The sequence below is a fragment of the Bifidobacterium sp. AGR2158 genome (genome assembly GCF_000424225.1).
Classification (GTDB): Bacteria; Actinomycetota; Actinomycetes; order Actinomycetales; family Bifidobacteriaceae; genus Bifidobacterium; species Bifidobacterium anseris.
This window is the reverse complement of sequence record NZ_AUJM01000013.1, coordinates 369,297-384,143: the sequence shown is the minus strand read 5'-3', so window position 1 is coordinate 384,143 and position 14,847 is coordinate 369,297. Positions and strand designations below refer to the sequence as shown.

Below are 14,847 nucleotides of genomic sequence, written 5' to 3'. Positions count from 1 at the left end.
ACCCCCACCGGACACGTCGCGCGCACACGCGCACCGGAACAACCGATACAGGGAGTCACACGATACAAGCATCAACACGAAACCGCAACGAACACCCGTTCCTTCCATACGAACACCTGCGCCCGCGTCCACCATCCGGTCCCCGAACCACCCACCAACCCCCACCCGGGGGTCGACCATGAATAACACAATACAGTCTTGCGGCGGTCACAGCCCAGGGGAGACGCCCGGTCCCATTCCGAACCCGGAAGCTAAGACCTGGCACGGCGATGGTACTGCACCCGACAGGGTGTGGGAGAGTAGCACGCCGCCGCACCCACACTTCACACGAAAGCCCACCACACGGTGGGCTTTCACATATCCGGCGACTTCCACAGCCCACCCACACGGCGGGCTTTACCATATATGCGGCATCCACATGCACGCGACAGGCCCCGGCGAGACGAACAGCCTCGACCGGGGCCTTTCCGTATCCCAGCACACAGATCGGCATCTGCTTCCACAGTCATGCCCATATCACAGGCCTCGATAGGTATTCGCGTGTAGTCGTCGTGCACAAGCGGGAATCGACACGGTTGGCGGCATCGACGTTGTCGAGACACGTGACGAAACCATGGGCGGCAGAGGCATATGCGGTGGTATGCAACAGAGAATACGGAGAACACCGGCATGCGCAGCAGCGACACACAGCAGAGTCAATATATGACGGTGTCGGCGCGGAGCTCGTCAAGGAGATCCGCGCCGACACCGATGAGTGCGCGTCAGTTCTGGGGGAGGACGGCGGTATCGCAGGAGATGTAACGACGCTGCCACTCCAGGCACTGGTAGGTCTGCGTCGCATCGGAAAGCGCACGGTGCTCTTCGATGTCGGAGATGCCGTAGCGCTGAATCAGATCGACGAGACGATGCCGCTCTGAAGGGAACAGATGTTTGTCGATCGTCATCGTGTCAAGCGTCGGACGCATGAAATTGTTCGTGAAGCCCAACGTGCGATGTTCGGCTTCGGCGAGGAAGCCCATGTCGAAACGGATGTTGTGGCCGATGACGATGTCGTCCTCGAGGAAATCGATGAACGAGCCGAGCACGGCTTCGATCGACGGCATCCCCTCCACCATTTCATTGGTGATGCCGGTCAGTCGGGTGATGTTGGGCGTGATGAGCGTGCCCGGATCGATGAGCTGCTCGAAAGTGTCGACGATCCTGCCGTTGCGGATCTTCACCGCGCCGATTTCGGTGATGCGATCACGCTGCGCGCTCAGGCCGGTCGTTTCCAGATCGAGCGCCGTGTAATCTTTCGGTAGGCGTTCGGCTGGCCGAATGACTACGGACATCGTGATTCCTCTCTGATATCCAACGCACCCCGCGATCCTCCCGTCGACTACCTTGCACGGGGATCGGTCGTGCGCTGCTCCCATGTTGTTTTTCTAGTGCCGAGTCTAATGCAAAGCCGTCGAGGATGCCTCAGACGTTTCGGTTTATTTGCAAGGTGTTCGCAATCGGAGACGCTGTGCGGACGGTCGTTCCGCACTCCGGGAAGCGATGTCCGCAATCCGGCCGTCGGCGCGCGGACGACTATTTGAGCACCGGGAACTGCGAGGTGACCGTGTGTCCGTGGTCCATATACGACGTTGTCTCCTCCATCGCCTTGCGGATGTTGCTCGCCGTGATGTCATAGACCTCGTCATGATCCTCGTCGTTGGGCTGACATTTGAGCCGCAGTCGCATCTGATACCACGTCGCGTTGCCGTGCGTCGAAGAGCTCGGGCCTTCGTTGACGAAGCCGAAGCCCTGGTAGAAGTCGATGAGCTTCTCCTTGCAGGCGAGCACGATGCCGGCACGGTGCGCGATCGCCGTATCGAGGATGACGCGGCGCATCAGATAGGCCGCGCAGCCGCGATGCTGATAGACAGGCGCCGTATCGACGCCGAGGATCATCTGCCATGAGCCGTTCTCGTCATGCAGATCGGCCTGCTCGTACATCGCGTCGGTCAGGTCGGCGTCGTCGGTCGTCATGCCGTTGATGAAACTGACGAGCATGCCGTCGGCGAGATGCGCGGGGAAGCAGGCGTCCGATGCGTCGGCGTCCGGGTTGACGAGCAGCCAGAAATGCTCCGGATACGTTTCGATGCGGTTCGCGAGCCTCTCGATGTCCGCGGCCTCCTTGGGCGGGAAGCACGCCGATTCGATACTGGAAAGCGCATCGAGATCGTCCAAAGTTGCATGACGCACAAACATGAACACCATCGTCTCTCAAGGCATAGTCAACAACGCCGTCAGGACGGCCTTTGTTCAGCGTGGACGAACACGGCAGCCGCCGGAGACGGTAGCCCGGATGTGGGCTTCGATGTTTTCGACGCTGTGAGGGAAAACCACGAGCGCGGGGAACCGGCCACCGGCAGGCGAGTTATATTGCACGTAGAACGGTCATGCCTCGCCGGGAGGACCCGGTGGCGCGCCATCCACCCTCGCCGCGCACGATACGCGTCGCGGATGCGGCCGCCCCAGACATGACGCCGCACATGCGGGAACGTCACCGATATGACCGATATGAAGGAGCAGGGAATCATGGCCGGCAACGCACAAGGCACAGGACGATCCGCCGTCACGACGGCGGGGAAGCAGGGCAAAGTCAACGGCTCTCAGGCGACCGCCACGAAATCGGTCGTCAAACGCACGCTGACGACGAAGGATCTCATCGTCTTCGGCATGATCTTCATGGTGCCGATCGCACCGTTCTCGATCATCGCATCGGTCGCCTCCGTCTCCCATGGCATGCCGGCGATCGCCTACCTCATCGCGATGGTCGCGATGCTGTTCACGGCGCTGTCCTTCGGCATGATGGTGCCGCTGTTCCCGTCAAGCGGCAGCATCTACATCTACGCGTCGCATGAGATGAACGATGGCGTCGGTTTCATCGTCGGATGGCTGATGATCCTGCAGTATCTGATCACGCCTGCGATCATGCTGCTCATGGCGGCGAACGCGCTGCATGAGTATCTGCCGCATGTGCCAGTATGGGCGTGGTGCGTCGGCTTCCTCGTCATCATCACGGCGATTGCGATGCGCGGCATGGGCGCCACCGTCCTCGTCGACAAGCTCGCGCTCGCGGCCGAACTCATCGTGCTCGCGCTGTTCTTCGTCTTCGGCGTCATCTACGTGTGCAGGCATCCGCAGATCGCGCACTTCTCCGGCACGGCGTTCTTCAACCCCGCGAAGTTTGACATGGGCGCGATGATGAGCGCCGTCTCGCTGTGCGCGCTGTCCTATGTGGGATTCGGCTCGATCGTCACGCTCGACGACCAGTGCGTGCGTCCGAAGAAGGCACCGGGCAAGGCGATGATCATCATCGTCCTCATCCTCGGCTTCCTGTACATGTCGATGAGCTTCCTGACGATGTGCATGGACCCCTCCGGCAACATCCTGCAGGCGAACCAGAACAGCGGTTTCTATGAAGTGGCCGGACTCGCCGGCAAGTGGCTCGGCGTCGTCTGCGCCGTTGCGAATGCGCTTGCGCTCGGCCTGTTCACGTCGCTGTCCGGCATGACGGCGATCTCGAGCCTCATGTACACGATGGCCGTCGACGGCGGCCTGCCGAAGTTCCTGACGAAGTTCGACAAGAAGACGAACGTGCCGGTCGGTGCCACGCTGTTCACGGCCATCGTGAACCTCGTGCTCATCTTCGTGTTCATCTTCATGGGCCAGAACACGGCGGCGAAGGTGAGCAACTTCGGCGCGCTGTCCACCTACTGCATGCTCAACATCGTCGTCATCTGGGGACTGGGGATCAAGGCGCGCGGCTACCGCGGCCGTTCGTTCTGGCGTACGATCCTGTGCCCGCTCATCGGCGCGATCGTGACCTTCGTCATCTTCGTCTCGCTGGGATGGACCGTCTGGATCGTCGGCCTGATCTGGACGGCGCTCGGCATCGTCTATTATCTCGTGTGGACGAAGGGGATGCATCGCACGATGGACCTCGAACGCAAGGTCGCCTGAGCGTACCCTTGCCATATTTGACAAGCGCCGCCACGATATTTCGTCGTGGCGGCGCTTGTTTTTCTGATTGATTGGTGTGTTCGCGCGCATGTTGAGCATCGTATCGATTTTTGCTATAGCGACGCCGTCGTTTCGGCTTGTGAAGTGCCGTACAGTGTGTCAGGCAGGCACACGGAGGTCTGCGCACGGACGAACAATGCATTCGGATAATCGACATCGGCAAGGAGGTACGGCACATGAAATACGCAATCCTTGGAGCCGGCGGCATGGGCATCCAGTACGGCGTGCTGCTGCAGGAGCACGCGCACGCCGACGTCGACTTCATCGACGCGTGGACGCCAAATGTCGAACGGATACGCGCACAGGGCGGCGCGTCCGTGTCGCAGGACGGCGAAGGTCGCCACCTCGTGCCAATCGACGTGTACTACCCGGAGGAGTACGACGGCGACCCCGATGTGTGGATCGTCTTCGTCAAGCAGCATCAGCTCCCCGAGCTCCTCGCGCGCGTTGGCGGACGCATCCGCCCACGCCATCATGTGTTCTCGGCGATGAACGGCTACGGCCACTTCGAACAGCTCGCGCAGTACTTCGCGAAGGACCGTATCTATGGCGGCACAGCGCTCATCGGCGCATACGTCTACGGTCCCGGCGATTTCAACTTCACCGGGGGCGCGCATGCGAAGGCGATGCACATGTGCGCGTACGACGGCCACGACGCCGCCGATGATCCCGTCGAACTCGCGCTGTACCGCGATTTCCAGACGGCGACGCTCAATCCGACGATCGTGCCGCATTTCCTTGGCATGTGCTTCGCGAAGATCGTGTTCAACTCGGTGCTCAACACGTTGTGCACGATGTACGAGATTCGTTTCGGTGAATTCGCCGAACACCCAAGCGCGCCGGTCCTGACGCGCAGGCTCGTCGACGAAGCGTACACGGCGGCGGAACACGCCGGCATCACGCTGCTCGGCACGAGGGAAAGCGAGGTGGAGACGATAATGCATACGGCCGCGGTCGCGCACCCTTTGCATTATCCGTCGATGTATCAGGACCTTACGAGGTGCCGCCCGACCGAAGTCGACTACATCAACGGCTACATCGCGCGCCTCGGACGCGAACACGGCGCGCCGTGCCCACTCCATGAGTTCGTGACGCACGAAGTGCACCTCGCCGAGCATGCGTTCGCGATCCACCATCCCGACATCGCCGCACAGCAGGCGATCAACGGCCGCTGAGAGGGCGGCAACGCACAAAACGGCCATCGACACGGCCGCTGCGTGGCACACGGCCTGCGGCGGCTTGGGTGAACGCGCCCACAACCAAGTGCGAACGCACTCGAAATCAATCGTGAAACGTCACGTGGAACAACACGACGCATATGAACATCATCATCTGAGCAAGCATCATCAAGGAGACGACAACCATCATGACGACGAAGCAGCGCATCCACACACTCATCCGCACGGCGGCCGCCGTGCTCGCCGGCGCGGTCATCATCGCGAACAGCGCATGCGGCGGCGCGCGCAGCGCATCGGCCGAGCAGATCCCGACGCCGAAGGACGGCAAGACGACGACGATCACGGTCGGCGTATGCCCCGGGCCGTACGGGGAGATGATCGACGAGGTCATCGCGCCGCTCCTCAAGGACGACGGCTACATACTGACGACGAAGACCTTCAACGACTACGTGCAGCCGGACAAGGCGCTCGCCAGCGGCAAGATCGACGCGAACCTCATGCAGCACGGCAACTATCTGAAGAAGTTCAGCGCCGACAACAACCTCGACCTCGTGTCGCTCGGGCAGACGCCGACGCTCGGCCTCGGTGTCTACTCGAAGAAGTTCACGTCGATCGACGACATCGCCGACGGCGCGAGTGTCGCGGTCGCGAACGACGGGTCGAACCTCGCACGCAGCCTCGGCGTCCTCGAGCAGAACAAGCTCGTGACGCTCAAGGACGGCATCGACGCGACGAAGGCGTCGGTCAACGACATCGCCGACAACCCCAAGCACCTGAACATCAAGCCGATCGACGCGGCGCAGCTCGCGCGGTCGCTCGACACCGTCGACGTCGCGCTCGTGCCCGGTAACTATTCGTGGGCGGCGGGGCTCGACCCGAAGGACGCGCTCGCGCTCGAACGGCAGGACGACGGCGTCATCGAGGTGTTCGCGATCGCCGGGACGAACAAGGACACGCATTTCGCGAAGACCGTCGGCGAACTGCTCGACAGCGACGAATTCAAGAGCGCGATCGCCGCGAGCCGCTTCAAGGACTTCGGCAAGCCGGCGAGCTGGAACGAATAAGGGGAGACAATGGCGGACATCATCACATTGGACGACGTTTCGGTCGTCTTCGAACACGGCGGACGCCTCGTCGAGGCCGTCAGCCACGCGAACGTGCACGTCGAGGAAGGCGAGATCTTCGGGATCGTCGGCTTCTCGGGAGCCGGCAAATCGACGCTCGTACGCACGATCAACCTGCTCGAGCGACCGACGTCGGGCCGCGTCGTCATCGACGGACGCGACGTGACGACGCTGCGCGGGGCGGCATTGCGCGAACTGCGCAGCGGCATCGGCTTCGTCTTCCAAAGCTTCAACCTCATCGACAACGTGACCGTCGCGCAGAATATCGCGTTCGCGCTCAAGGCGGCGCATGTGCCGAAGGCGCAACGCCGGCCGCGCATCGAGGAGCTGCTCAGGCTCGTCGGGCTTGAGGAGAAGATCGACAGCTACCCGTCGCAGCTATCCGGAGGGCAGAAGCAGCGCGTGTCGATCGCGCGCGCCCTCGCGAACCATCCACGCATCCTGCTGTGCGACGAGGCGACGAGCGCGCTCGACCTGGAGACGACCGAGGAGATCCTCGCGCTGCTCAAGCGCATCAACGCCGAACTCGGCGTCACGATCGTCTTCATTACGCATCAGTTCGACGTCGCGAAGGCGATCTTCGACCACGTCGCCGTCATGGAACACGGCGTCATCGTCGAACAGGGCACGACGATTGACGTGTTCGGCTCGCCGCGCCACGAGACGACGCGCGCGCTCGTCGAACGCTATCTCGGCGTCGCGATTCCCAGACAGCTCGTGCCGCAGCTGCCGTCGGGACGCCTCATCGAACTGCGGTACAAGGACGAAGGCGCGTTCGAACCGCTCATCAGCGACGTCTCACGGCGTTTCGAAGTGTCGATCAACGTGCTGCACGGCAACGTCGGCTACTTCGGCACGCAGGCGATCGGCACGCTTATCGTGCTCGTGAGCGCGCGGCAGGAAGGGCAGCGGGGCGCGTTCGTCGTGCAGGCGGCGATCGACGAGCTCAGTTCGCGCGTCGCCGATGCGCGCGAACTGAGCGTCGCGCTCAACGACGACATAGGAGCGAGCGTCGACGCGATCTTCGTGGACGACGCATACGACGCGAAGCCGCCGGCGGCAGCGTCCGACGCATATGACGGTGTCGCATACGACGGCGACGCACATAAGGAGGTGCTCGCATGAACGAGACGACCGAAATCCTCAGGGAGAATCTGGGGCAGGCGCTGTGGGACACCTTCGCGATGGTCGGCATCGCGACGCTCGTCGGCGTCGTGTTCGGCACAGCGCTCGCGATTCTGCTGTTCCTCACGCAGCACCGGCTGTTCACGCCGAACAGGATCGTCAACGAAGCCGTCGGATTCGTCGTCAACGCGATTCGTTCGATGCCGTTCCTCATCCTGCTCGTCGTGCTGATTCCGCTCATCCAGCTGATCATCGGCGATCCGTACACGCCGGCGGGAGGCGCGATCGCGCTGTCGATCGCGGCGATTCCGTTCTTCGCGCGCGTCGCCGAAAGCGCGTTTCAGGAAGTGGACGACGGTCTGCTTGAGGCGGCGATATCGACTGGCGCGCCAGTGCGGCAGATCATTTTCGGCGCCGTGTTCCCGCAGGCGCTGCCCGGCTTCATCCGCGGCATCGTGCTGACGATCATCTCCCTGCTCGGCTATTCGGCGATGGTCGGCACGATCGGCGCCGGCGGCATAGGCGATCTGGCGATTCAATACGGCTACAACCGCTATGAGACCGGCGTGCTCGTCGCCGTCGTGCTGCTGCTCGTCGCCGTCGTGCAGCTCATCCAATGGGTCGGCGACCGCATTGCGCTCAAGGTCACGCATTGAGCGGCGCGCGCAGGCGGCTGCACCGCGGACGATGGCGGCAGCGGACGGCTCAATGGACGACAGCAACAGGAAAGGAACATCGATGGTGCAATTGCGATTCGCAGCGGTGACGGAGCAGATGCCGGCGAACGTCTTCGAAAGGATGGACAGGAAGGTGGCGGCCGCGCGCGCCGCTGGCGTCGACGTCATTGATCTGTCGAAAGGCAATCCGGACGGTTTTCCTGAAGCCTTCATCCGCGACGCGGCGCGCGAGGGCGTCGACGACCCGCTCAACGCGCGCTACACGCCGTTCGACGGCAAGCGGCGATTCCTCGAGGCGGCTGCCGGATGGTACGCGCGCGAGCACGGCGTGACGCTCGACCCGGCGCGCGAGCTGTTCGCCGTCGAAGGCGCCGTCGACGGTCTGGCGACGCTGTTCAGTGTGCTGCTTGACGCCGGCGACACGGTCGCCTTCGCTGATCCCTACTATCCGTCGTATCACTGCATGGCTGCGCTGCGCGGCGCTCGCGAGCTGCCGCTGCCGGCGCGCGCCGAACTCGGATGGCTGCCCGACCTCGACGCCGTGCCGGCACGCGTGTGGGACGACGTGCGCGTGCTCGTGCTCAACTATCCGAACAATCCGACCGGCGCGCAGGCGCCGGCATCGTTCTTCCGCCGGGCGATTGAACTCGCGCACCGCCACGACTTCATCGTGCTGCACGACTTCGCCTACGCCGGCCTCGGCGTGCGTGAGCAGCAGGTGAGCCTGCTGGAGGCCGTCGGCGTCGACGAACGGGCAATCGAGGTGTGCTCGCTGTCGAAGATGTACGCGATGGCGGGATGGAGGGCCGGATTTATCGCCGGTAGTGAACAGGTGGTTGACGTGGCGAGGAAATTCCATTATCAAATGGGTTCCATGATCACTTCGTTCGTACAGGACGCCGGCGCGTCCGCCCTGGAAAGCGACCAGGGCAGCGTGGCACGGCAGGCGGCGCGGTATGCCGCCCGCCGCGCCGTCGTCGCCGACGGCCTGCGCGGACTGGGCTATGATCTCTTCGATTCGCAAGGCGGACTGTATGTGTGGATGCGCGCACCCGAAGGCCTCGACGGCGACCGTTTCGCCGACGAGCTGCTCGAAGACGCCGGCGTCGCCGTGCTGCCCGGCTCCTGCTTCGGCCAAGTCGGCGCCGATCACGTGCGCCTGAGCCTGCTGCAGCCCCGCGAACGTCTCGTCGATGCCGTCGCGCGCATCGGCCGGTGTTGTTGACGTCGGATCATCGGCGCAAGTCATCCGTCGCGTGGCACAGGGACACCGCACGGCATGACGTCCATAATCAATAGCCACATAGTGGAATATCATGTGGTTTGGCAACAATCATCGGTCACACTCTCGGGAAGTCGTCACAGACTGAACCCGATGGCGGCGAAGGAGGAATCAGCGGATGCTCGACTGGTCGTTCATCGAGCGATATGCTCCGTTCTTCGTGAACGGCGCGTGGATGACGCTGTTCATCTCCGTGTTCGGCATCGCGCTCGCCATCATCACCGGCGTCGTATGCGCGGCGATACAGACGGCGCGCATACCGGTACTGCGGCAGATCGTCGCCGTGTACATCGAGATCAGCCGCAACACGCCGCTGCTCGTGCAGTTGTACTTCCTGTACTTCGGCCTGCCGAAGCTCGGCTTCGTCTGGTCGGCGGAGATGTGCGCAATCATCGGCCTGGGATTCCTCGGCGGCTCGTACATGGCCGAATCGATGCGCGCGGGACTGCAGGCGGTGCCGCAGATCCAGCGCGAGAACGCGTACATGCTCGGCTTCAACCGCCGGCAGACGCTCGTGCACGTCGTCATCCCGCAGGCAATCGGCGTGGCGACGCCGGGCATCGTCGCGAACGTCATCTTCCTGATCAAGGAATCGTCGGTCGTCTCGGCGATTGCGCTCGCCGACGTCATGTACATGGCGAAGGACCTGATGGGCATCACCTATGACACCTACGAGGCGCTGTTCATGCTCATCGTGACCTACCTGATCATCCTGCTGCCGATCTCGATCTTCGGCACTTGGCTCGAGAGGAGGTTCGACTATGCAAGGCGCTAACATCCTGCTCGAACCGGGCGTCTTTCCGCGCTTGCTGCAGGGCCTGTGGGTGACGATCTGGATCGCCGCCGTCTCGGTCGCGCTGAGCGTGCCGGTCGGGCTCATCTGCGGATGGCTGATGACGCTGCGCAATCCGATCATCCGGTTCATCATGCGCGTCTACCTTGATTTCATCCGCATCATGCCGCAGCTCGCGCTGCTGTTCATCGCATACTACGGCATCGCGCGCGCATGGAACTGGAACCTCGACGCGACCGGTGCCTGCGTGCTCGTCTTCATCCTGTGGGGCGGCGCCGAGCTCGGCGACCTGACGCGCGGCGCGCTGCAGTCGATCCCGCAGGTGCAGCACGAGACCGCGTACATGCTCGGACTGAGCAACTGGCAGGCCTTCGTCCATGTGATCCTGCCGCAGGCCGTGCGCCGGCTGCTACCGGGCTCGGTCAACCTCGCGACGCGCATCGTCAAAACGACGTCCCTCGCCGTGCTGCTCGGCGTCGTCGAGGTGATCAAGGTCGGCCAGCAGATCATCGACGCGAACCGTTTCCAATATCCGACGGGCACGCTGTGGGTCTACGGCGTGATCTTCCTGATGTACTTCATCGTGTGCTGGCCGCTGTCGCTCGTGGCGCATGCACTGGAGAAAAGGTGGACGAATGACTGAAACGACGCAGCGCAACAAGCATGAGGAGACGGTCGCGCTCAAGGTGACCGACCTGCGCAAGCATTACGCGGACGCCGACGCGAACGTATTCGACGGCATCTCCTTCGAGGTGCCCAAAGGCGACGTGCTCGTCATCGTCGGACCCTCGGGATCGGGAAAATCGACGCTGCTGCGCACGATTGCCGGACTCGAGCCGATCCAGGGCGGCACGATTGCTCTTGACGGCGAAGTCATCGAGACCGGCAAGCCCGGCAACGAGAAAAGCGGACGCGTCAAGCGCAGCGAGGAGCTGCGCACGAAGTTCGGCATGGTGTTCCAAAGCTACGACCTGTTCCCGAACAAGGACGTGCTCGGCAACATCACGATGGCGCCGTTGCTCGTGCAGAAACGCAAGAAGGACGAAGTGGAGCGCGAAGCGCTCGAACTGCTCGAACGCGTGCATCTTGCCGACCGGGCGCACGCGAAGCCGCACGAGCTCTCGGGCGGCCAGCGCCAGCGCGTCGCGATCTGCCGCGCGCTGATCCTGCATCCGGAGATCCTGCTGCTCGACGAAATCACGGCGGCACTCGACCCGGAGATGGTGCACGAGGTGCTCGAAGTCGTCGTCGAACTCGCCGACGCCGGACAGACGATGCTCATCGTCACGCATGAGATGAGCTTCGCGCGCGCGATTGCCGACCGCGTGATCCTGCTCGCGGACGGACGCATTGAGGAGCGCTCGTCGAACGCCGCGGAGTTCTTCACGCATCCGAAGACCGAACGCGCCCGCGAGTTCCTGCACTCCTTCGACTTCGAACGCCACCGCAACCGGGAGGCCGAGCGCGAACTCAAGGATTTCGACGCCTCGTGAGCGGGGCGTCCGATGCGCACGGCGTCTCGTGAACGCGTGCGCGCGAACGAGACGACATCAAAGATTTGGCAACCACCAACAACGGAAGAGCACGGAAAGGAACGCAGATGAGCTCATCCATTTTCAACAAGCTGGGCAAGGCGATCGCGGCGGTCAGCGCCGCCGTCATGATGATGACGGCGGTCGCGGCATGCGGTCCGTCCGCGTCCACGCCGAGTGAAGCCGGCTCCTCCGATACGTCGAACACCTCGACAGCGAAGGCGCGCACGCTCGACGAGATCAAGAAGTCGGGCGAACTGCGCGTCGCCGTCTTCTCGGACAAGGCGCCCTTCGGCTACGTGGACCAGGACGGCAAGTACGCCGGCTACGACATCGAGTTCGCCGAGGCGCTCGCCAAGGGACTCGGCGTCAAGCCGGTGTACACGTCGGTCGACCCGGCGGCCCGCGTCGACGTGCTCGCGTCGAACAAGGTCGACGTGACGCTCGCGAACTTCACCGAAACGCCCGAGCGCGCCGAGAAGGTCGACTTCTCGAAGCCGTACATGAAGGTCTCGCTCGGCATCGTCTCGCCGGAGAACCATGAGATCACCGACGTCAGCCAGCTCAAGGGCAAGACGCTCATCGTCGCGAAGGGCACGACGGCGGAGACCTACTTCGAGAAGAACCATCCGGAGATCAAGCTGCTCAAGTACGACCAGTACGCGGACGCCTACAACGCGCTGCTCGACGGCCGCGGCGACGCGATGAGCACCGACAACACCGAGGTGCTCGCGTGGGCGAAGGCCAACAAGGGCTTCAAGGTGGGCGTCACCGACCTCGGCGACGTCGACGTCATCGCCGCCGCCGTGCAGAAGGGCAACACGCAGCTGCTCGACTACATCAACGACGAGATCGTCAAGCTCGGCAAGGAGAACTTCTTCCACAAGGACTTCGAGAAGACGCTCAAGCCGGTCTACGGCGACGAAGTCAACCCCGACGACATCGTCGTCGAAAGCGGCGAACTCGACAAGTGACCCCCAAGCCGCCATCGGGGTGGCCATACGTCCCGCATGGGTCTGCATGAACAGGTCCGAACGGCCCCGCGCATCCGATTGTCGGATGCGCGGGGCCGTTCATGTGCGGCGACATACCGTTCGTGCCGCCCTGTCCGGCTCCCGGAATCGCGCGGCGGCGGGCGGTGGCCGTACGCTACCGTGGAAATCGTTGTGCCCGCGCGGGCACAGGAAATGAGGAACCACCATGACCCCAGGCACCATCGCCCTGATCGTCATCGCCGTCCTGCTGCTCATCGTGCTGTGCTGCTCGTGCTACATCGTGCCGCAGCAGCAGGCCTACATCATCGAACGCTTCGGCAAGTTCAAGAAGGTGACCTTCGCTGGCATCCATGTGAAGATCCCCTTCGTCGACCAGATCGCGATGAAGACGAACATGCGCGTGAGCCAGCTCAACGTCAAGATTGAGACGAAGACGCTCGACAACGTGTTCGTCGAGATCGTCGCGAGCACGCAGTACCGCGTTAACGCCACCGACGTGGCGAAGGCGTACTACGAGTTGCGCGACCCGGCGGGCCAGCTGCGCGCCTACATGGAGGACGCGCTGCGCAGCGCGATCCCGATGCTCACGCTCGACGACGCCTTCGCGAAGAAGGATTCGGTCGCCGCGGACGTGCAGCAGACCGTCGGCGCCGAGATGGCGCGTTTCGGCTTCACCGTCGTCAAGACGCTGATCACGTCGATCGACCCGAGCCCGGCCGTCAAGGCGGCGATGGATTCGATCAACGCCGCGCAGCGCGAGAAGGAGGCAACGCGTCAGCGCGCCGAGGCGCAGCGCATCCAGATCGAGACGCAGGCGGCCGCTGAGGCCGAGAAGGTGCGTCTGCAGGGTGAAGGTCAGGCGAACTACCGCCGCGAGATTGCGACCGGCATCGTCGACCAGATCAAGAGCCTGCAGGCCGTCGGCATGGACATCACCGAAGTGAACAACGTCGTGCTGTTCAACCAGTACCTCGACGTGCTGCGTTCGCTGTCCGATTCGCCGAACGGCAAGACCGTCGTGCTGCCGGCGTCGACGCCGGGCGGCTACCGTGACCTGTACGAGCAGATGACGAACGCGATGCTCACCGCGCAGGAGGACGCGCCGACGACGATGCCTCCGGCACCGCGCATCTGATAAGCGTCCGCCGCATGTGACACGCAGATGACAGTGGGGTCCGCAAGCCATCGGCTTGCGGACCCCACTGTCATCTGCGGTCGACGCGTCTATGCAGCGCTCAGGAGGCGAGGAACGCGGCGATCGGCTCGGCCGCCGCATAGCCGGCGCGGTACATGCGCTCGAGGCCTTCGTAGGTCTTCGACATCGTCGACAGCCCGTAGAGATCCTCCGGGGCGAGGATGAGCACGCGGCCCTCCTGCTCGTAGCGTTTGGCGAGCGCGACCTCGTCGTTGTAGGTGCGGTAGCGGTTGAGCAGCGCTTCGGCGGCGGCCGGATACGAGCGTGAGAGCAGCTTCGCCGGCGCGACGTCCTTGTGCTGTTCGCGCAGCACGTCCTTGAGGCGCGTGAGCACAACGACGATGCGGTCGTAACCGGCGTCGACGGCGCGCTGCACCGGGACCGGGTCGGCGATGCCGCCGTCGAAATACGGCACGCCGTCGATGACGACCGGCTTGCAGGCGACCGGCACGGCCGACGACGCCTTGAGAATCGTGTAGTCGTCGTAACGCATGTCGTGCTTCGTGAAATAGTGCGGCTCGCCGGTGACACCGTCGGCGGCGACGACGGTGAAGTCGGTCGGATTCGCGGCAAAGGTCTCGTAGTCGAGCGGATTCTCGCCGTCATGGTTGCTCAACGTGCCGTAGACGTAGTCGAGGTCGCAATAGTTGCCGGTGCGCACATAGGCGTCCATGCTCGCGTATTCCTTGCGGAACGCGTACTCGGTGTAGAAGCGGTGCGCGCGCGTGTTCTGCCCCGCGAGGAACGACGCGAGGTTTGCGCTGCCGGCGGAGATGCCGTAGGCGTGGTCGAAGCTGATGCCTTCGTCGAGGCAGCGGTCGAGGACTCCGGCGCCGAAGATCGCGCGGAAGCCGCCGCCGACATCGATGATTGCTGTGCTGTTGGTCATTTGA

The 14,847-nt window shown here is 63.4% G+C and carries 14 protein-coding genes and 1 rRNA gene; 12 read left to right on the top strand and 3 right to left on the bottom strand.

The features are described from left to right. Positions 1 to 199 precede the first annotated feature (199 nt). Positions 200 to 316: ribosomal RNA gene (rrf, locus tag G606_RS0106330) — 5S ribosomal RNA — on the top strand. A 445-nt stretch (positions 317 to 761) separates the two neighbouring features. Here rrf and G606_RS0106325 read toward each other — a convergent pair. Together G606_RS0106325 and G606_RS0106320 are read right to left on the bottom strand one after the other, a co-directional pair. Beyond that, positions 762 to 1,331: a 3'-5' exonuclease gene (locus G606_RS0106325; protein WP_034523783.1), complete on the bottom strand. Its 570-nt coding sequence runs from the start codon at positions 1,329 to 1,331 to the stop codon at positions 762 to 764. 241 nt (positions 1,332 to 1,572) lie between these two features. Beyond that, the gene (locus tag G606_RS0106320; protein ID WP_026645249.1) at positions 1,573 to 2,235 is read right to left on the bottom strand and encodes a GNAT family N-acetyltransferase; all 663 of its coding nucleotides are present in this window, start codon (positions 2,233 to 2,235) and stop codon (positions 1,573 to 1,575) included. A 303-nt stretch (positions 2,236 to 2,538) separates the two neighbouring features. Between G606_RS0106320 and G606_RS10155 the strand changes: the two genes are divergently transcribed. From G606_RS10155 to G606_RS0106260, 11 genes are all read left to right on the top strand, one after another. Further along, positions 2,539 to 3,993: an APC family permease gene (locus tag G606_RS10155; RefSeq protein ID WP_231371436.1), complete on the top strand. Its 1,455-nt coding sequence runs from the start codon at positions 2,539 to 2,541 to the stop codon at positions 3,991 to 3,993. A 236-nt stretch (positions 3,994 to 4,229) separates the two neighbouring features. Further along, a complete protein-coding gene (locus G606_RS0106310; protein WP_026645248.1) occupies positions 4,230 to 5,228 on the top strand; it encodes a ketopantoate reductase family protein in 999 nt (332 codons plus the stop codon). Positions 5,229 to 5,419: 191 nt separating this feature from the next. Beyond that, positions 5,420 to 6,295: a MetQ/NlpA family ABC transporter substrate-binding protein gene (locus tag G606_RS0106300; protein WP_026645247.1), complete on the top strand. Its 876-nt coding sequence runs from the start codon at positions 5,420 to 5,422 to the stop codon at positions 6,293 to 6,295. Positions 6,296 to 6,304: 9 nt separating this feature from the next. Beyond that, positions 6,305 to 7,480 (top strand): methionine ABC transporter ATP-binding protein, encoded by a 1,176-nt coding sequence (locus G606_RS10150; RefSeq protein WP_051198629.1) that lies wholly within the window; start codon positions 6,305 to 6,307, stop codon positions 7,478 to 7,480. Beyond that, a complete protein-coding gene (locus tag G606_RS0106290; protein WP_026645246.1) occupies positions 7,477 to 8,136 on the top strand; it encodes a methionine ABC transporter permease in 660 nt (219 codons plus the stop codon). Before G606_RS10150 ends, G606_RS0106290 begins: the two co-directional genes overlap by 4 nt. 82 nt (positions 8,137 to 8,218) lie before the next feature. Beyond that, the gene (locus G606_RS0106285; RefSeq protein WP_423734388.1) at positions 8,219 to 9,382 is read left to right on the top strand and encodes a pyridoxal phosphate-dependent aminotransferase; all 1,164 of its coding nucleotides are present in this window, start codon (positions 8,219 to 8,221) and stop codon (positions 9,380 to 9,382) included. Positions 9,383 to 9,557: 175 nt separating this feature from the next. Further along, the gene (locus G606_RS0106280; RefSeq protein WP_026645244.1) at positions 9,558 to 10,214 is read left to right on the top strand and encodes an amino acid ABC transporter permease; all 657 of its coding nucleotides are present in this window, start codon (positions 9,558 to 9,560) and stop codon (positions 10,212 to 10,214) included. After that, positions 10,201 to 10,875 carry an amino acid ABC transporter permease gene (locus G606_RS0106275; protein WP_026645243.1) on the top strand — a complete coding sequence of 225 codons (675 nt, stop codon included), beginning with the start codon at positions 10,201 to 10,203 and terminating at the stop codon, positions 10,873 to 10,875. Before G606_RS0106280 ends, G606_RS0106275 begins: the two co-directional genes overlap by 14 nt. Next, positions 10,868 to 11,725, top strand: coding sequence for an amino acid ABC transporter ATP-binding protein (locus G606_RS0106270; RefSeq protein WP_026645242.1), 858 nt, complete (start codon positions 10,868 to 10,870; stop codon positions 11,723 to 11,725). Before G606_RS0106275 ends, G606_RS0106270 begins: the two co-directional genes overlap by 8 nt. Positions 11,726 to 11,832: 107 nt before the next feature. Further along, positions 11,833 to 12,738 (top strand): cysteine ABC transporter substrate-binding protein, encoded by a 906-nt coding sequence (locus tag G606_RS0106265; protein WP_026645241.1) that lies wholly within the window; start codon positions 11,833 to 11,835, stop codon positions 12,736 to 12,738. Positions 12,739 to 12,964: 226 nt separating this feature from the next. Next, positions 12,965 to 13,894 (top strand): SPFH domain-containing protein, encoded by a 930-nt coding sequence (locus G606_RS0106260; RefSeq protein ID WP_026645240.1) that lies wholly within the window; start codon positions 12,965 to 12,967, stop codon positions 13,892 to 13,894. Between the two features lie 100 nt (positions 13,895 to 13,994). Here the strand turns inward: G606_RS0106260 and G606_RS0106255 are convergent, their stop codons facing one another. After that, the gene (locus G606_RS0106255; protein WP_034523781.1) at positions 13,995 to 14,843 is read right to left on the bottom strand and encodes a patatin-like phospholipase family protein; all 849 of its coding nucleotides are present in this window, start codon (positions 14,841 to 14,843) and stop codon (positions 13,995 to 13,997) included. Positions 14,844 to 14,847: the final 4 nt, after the last annotated feature.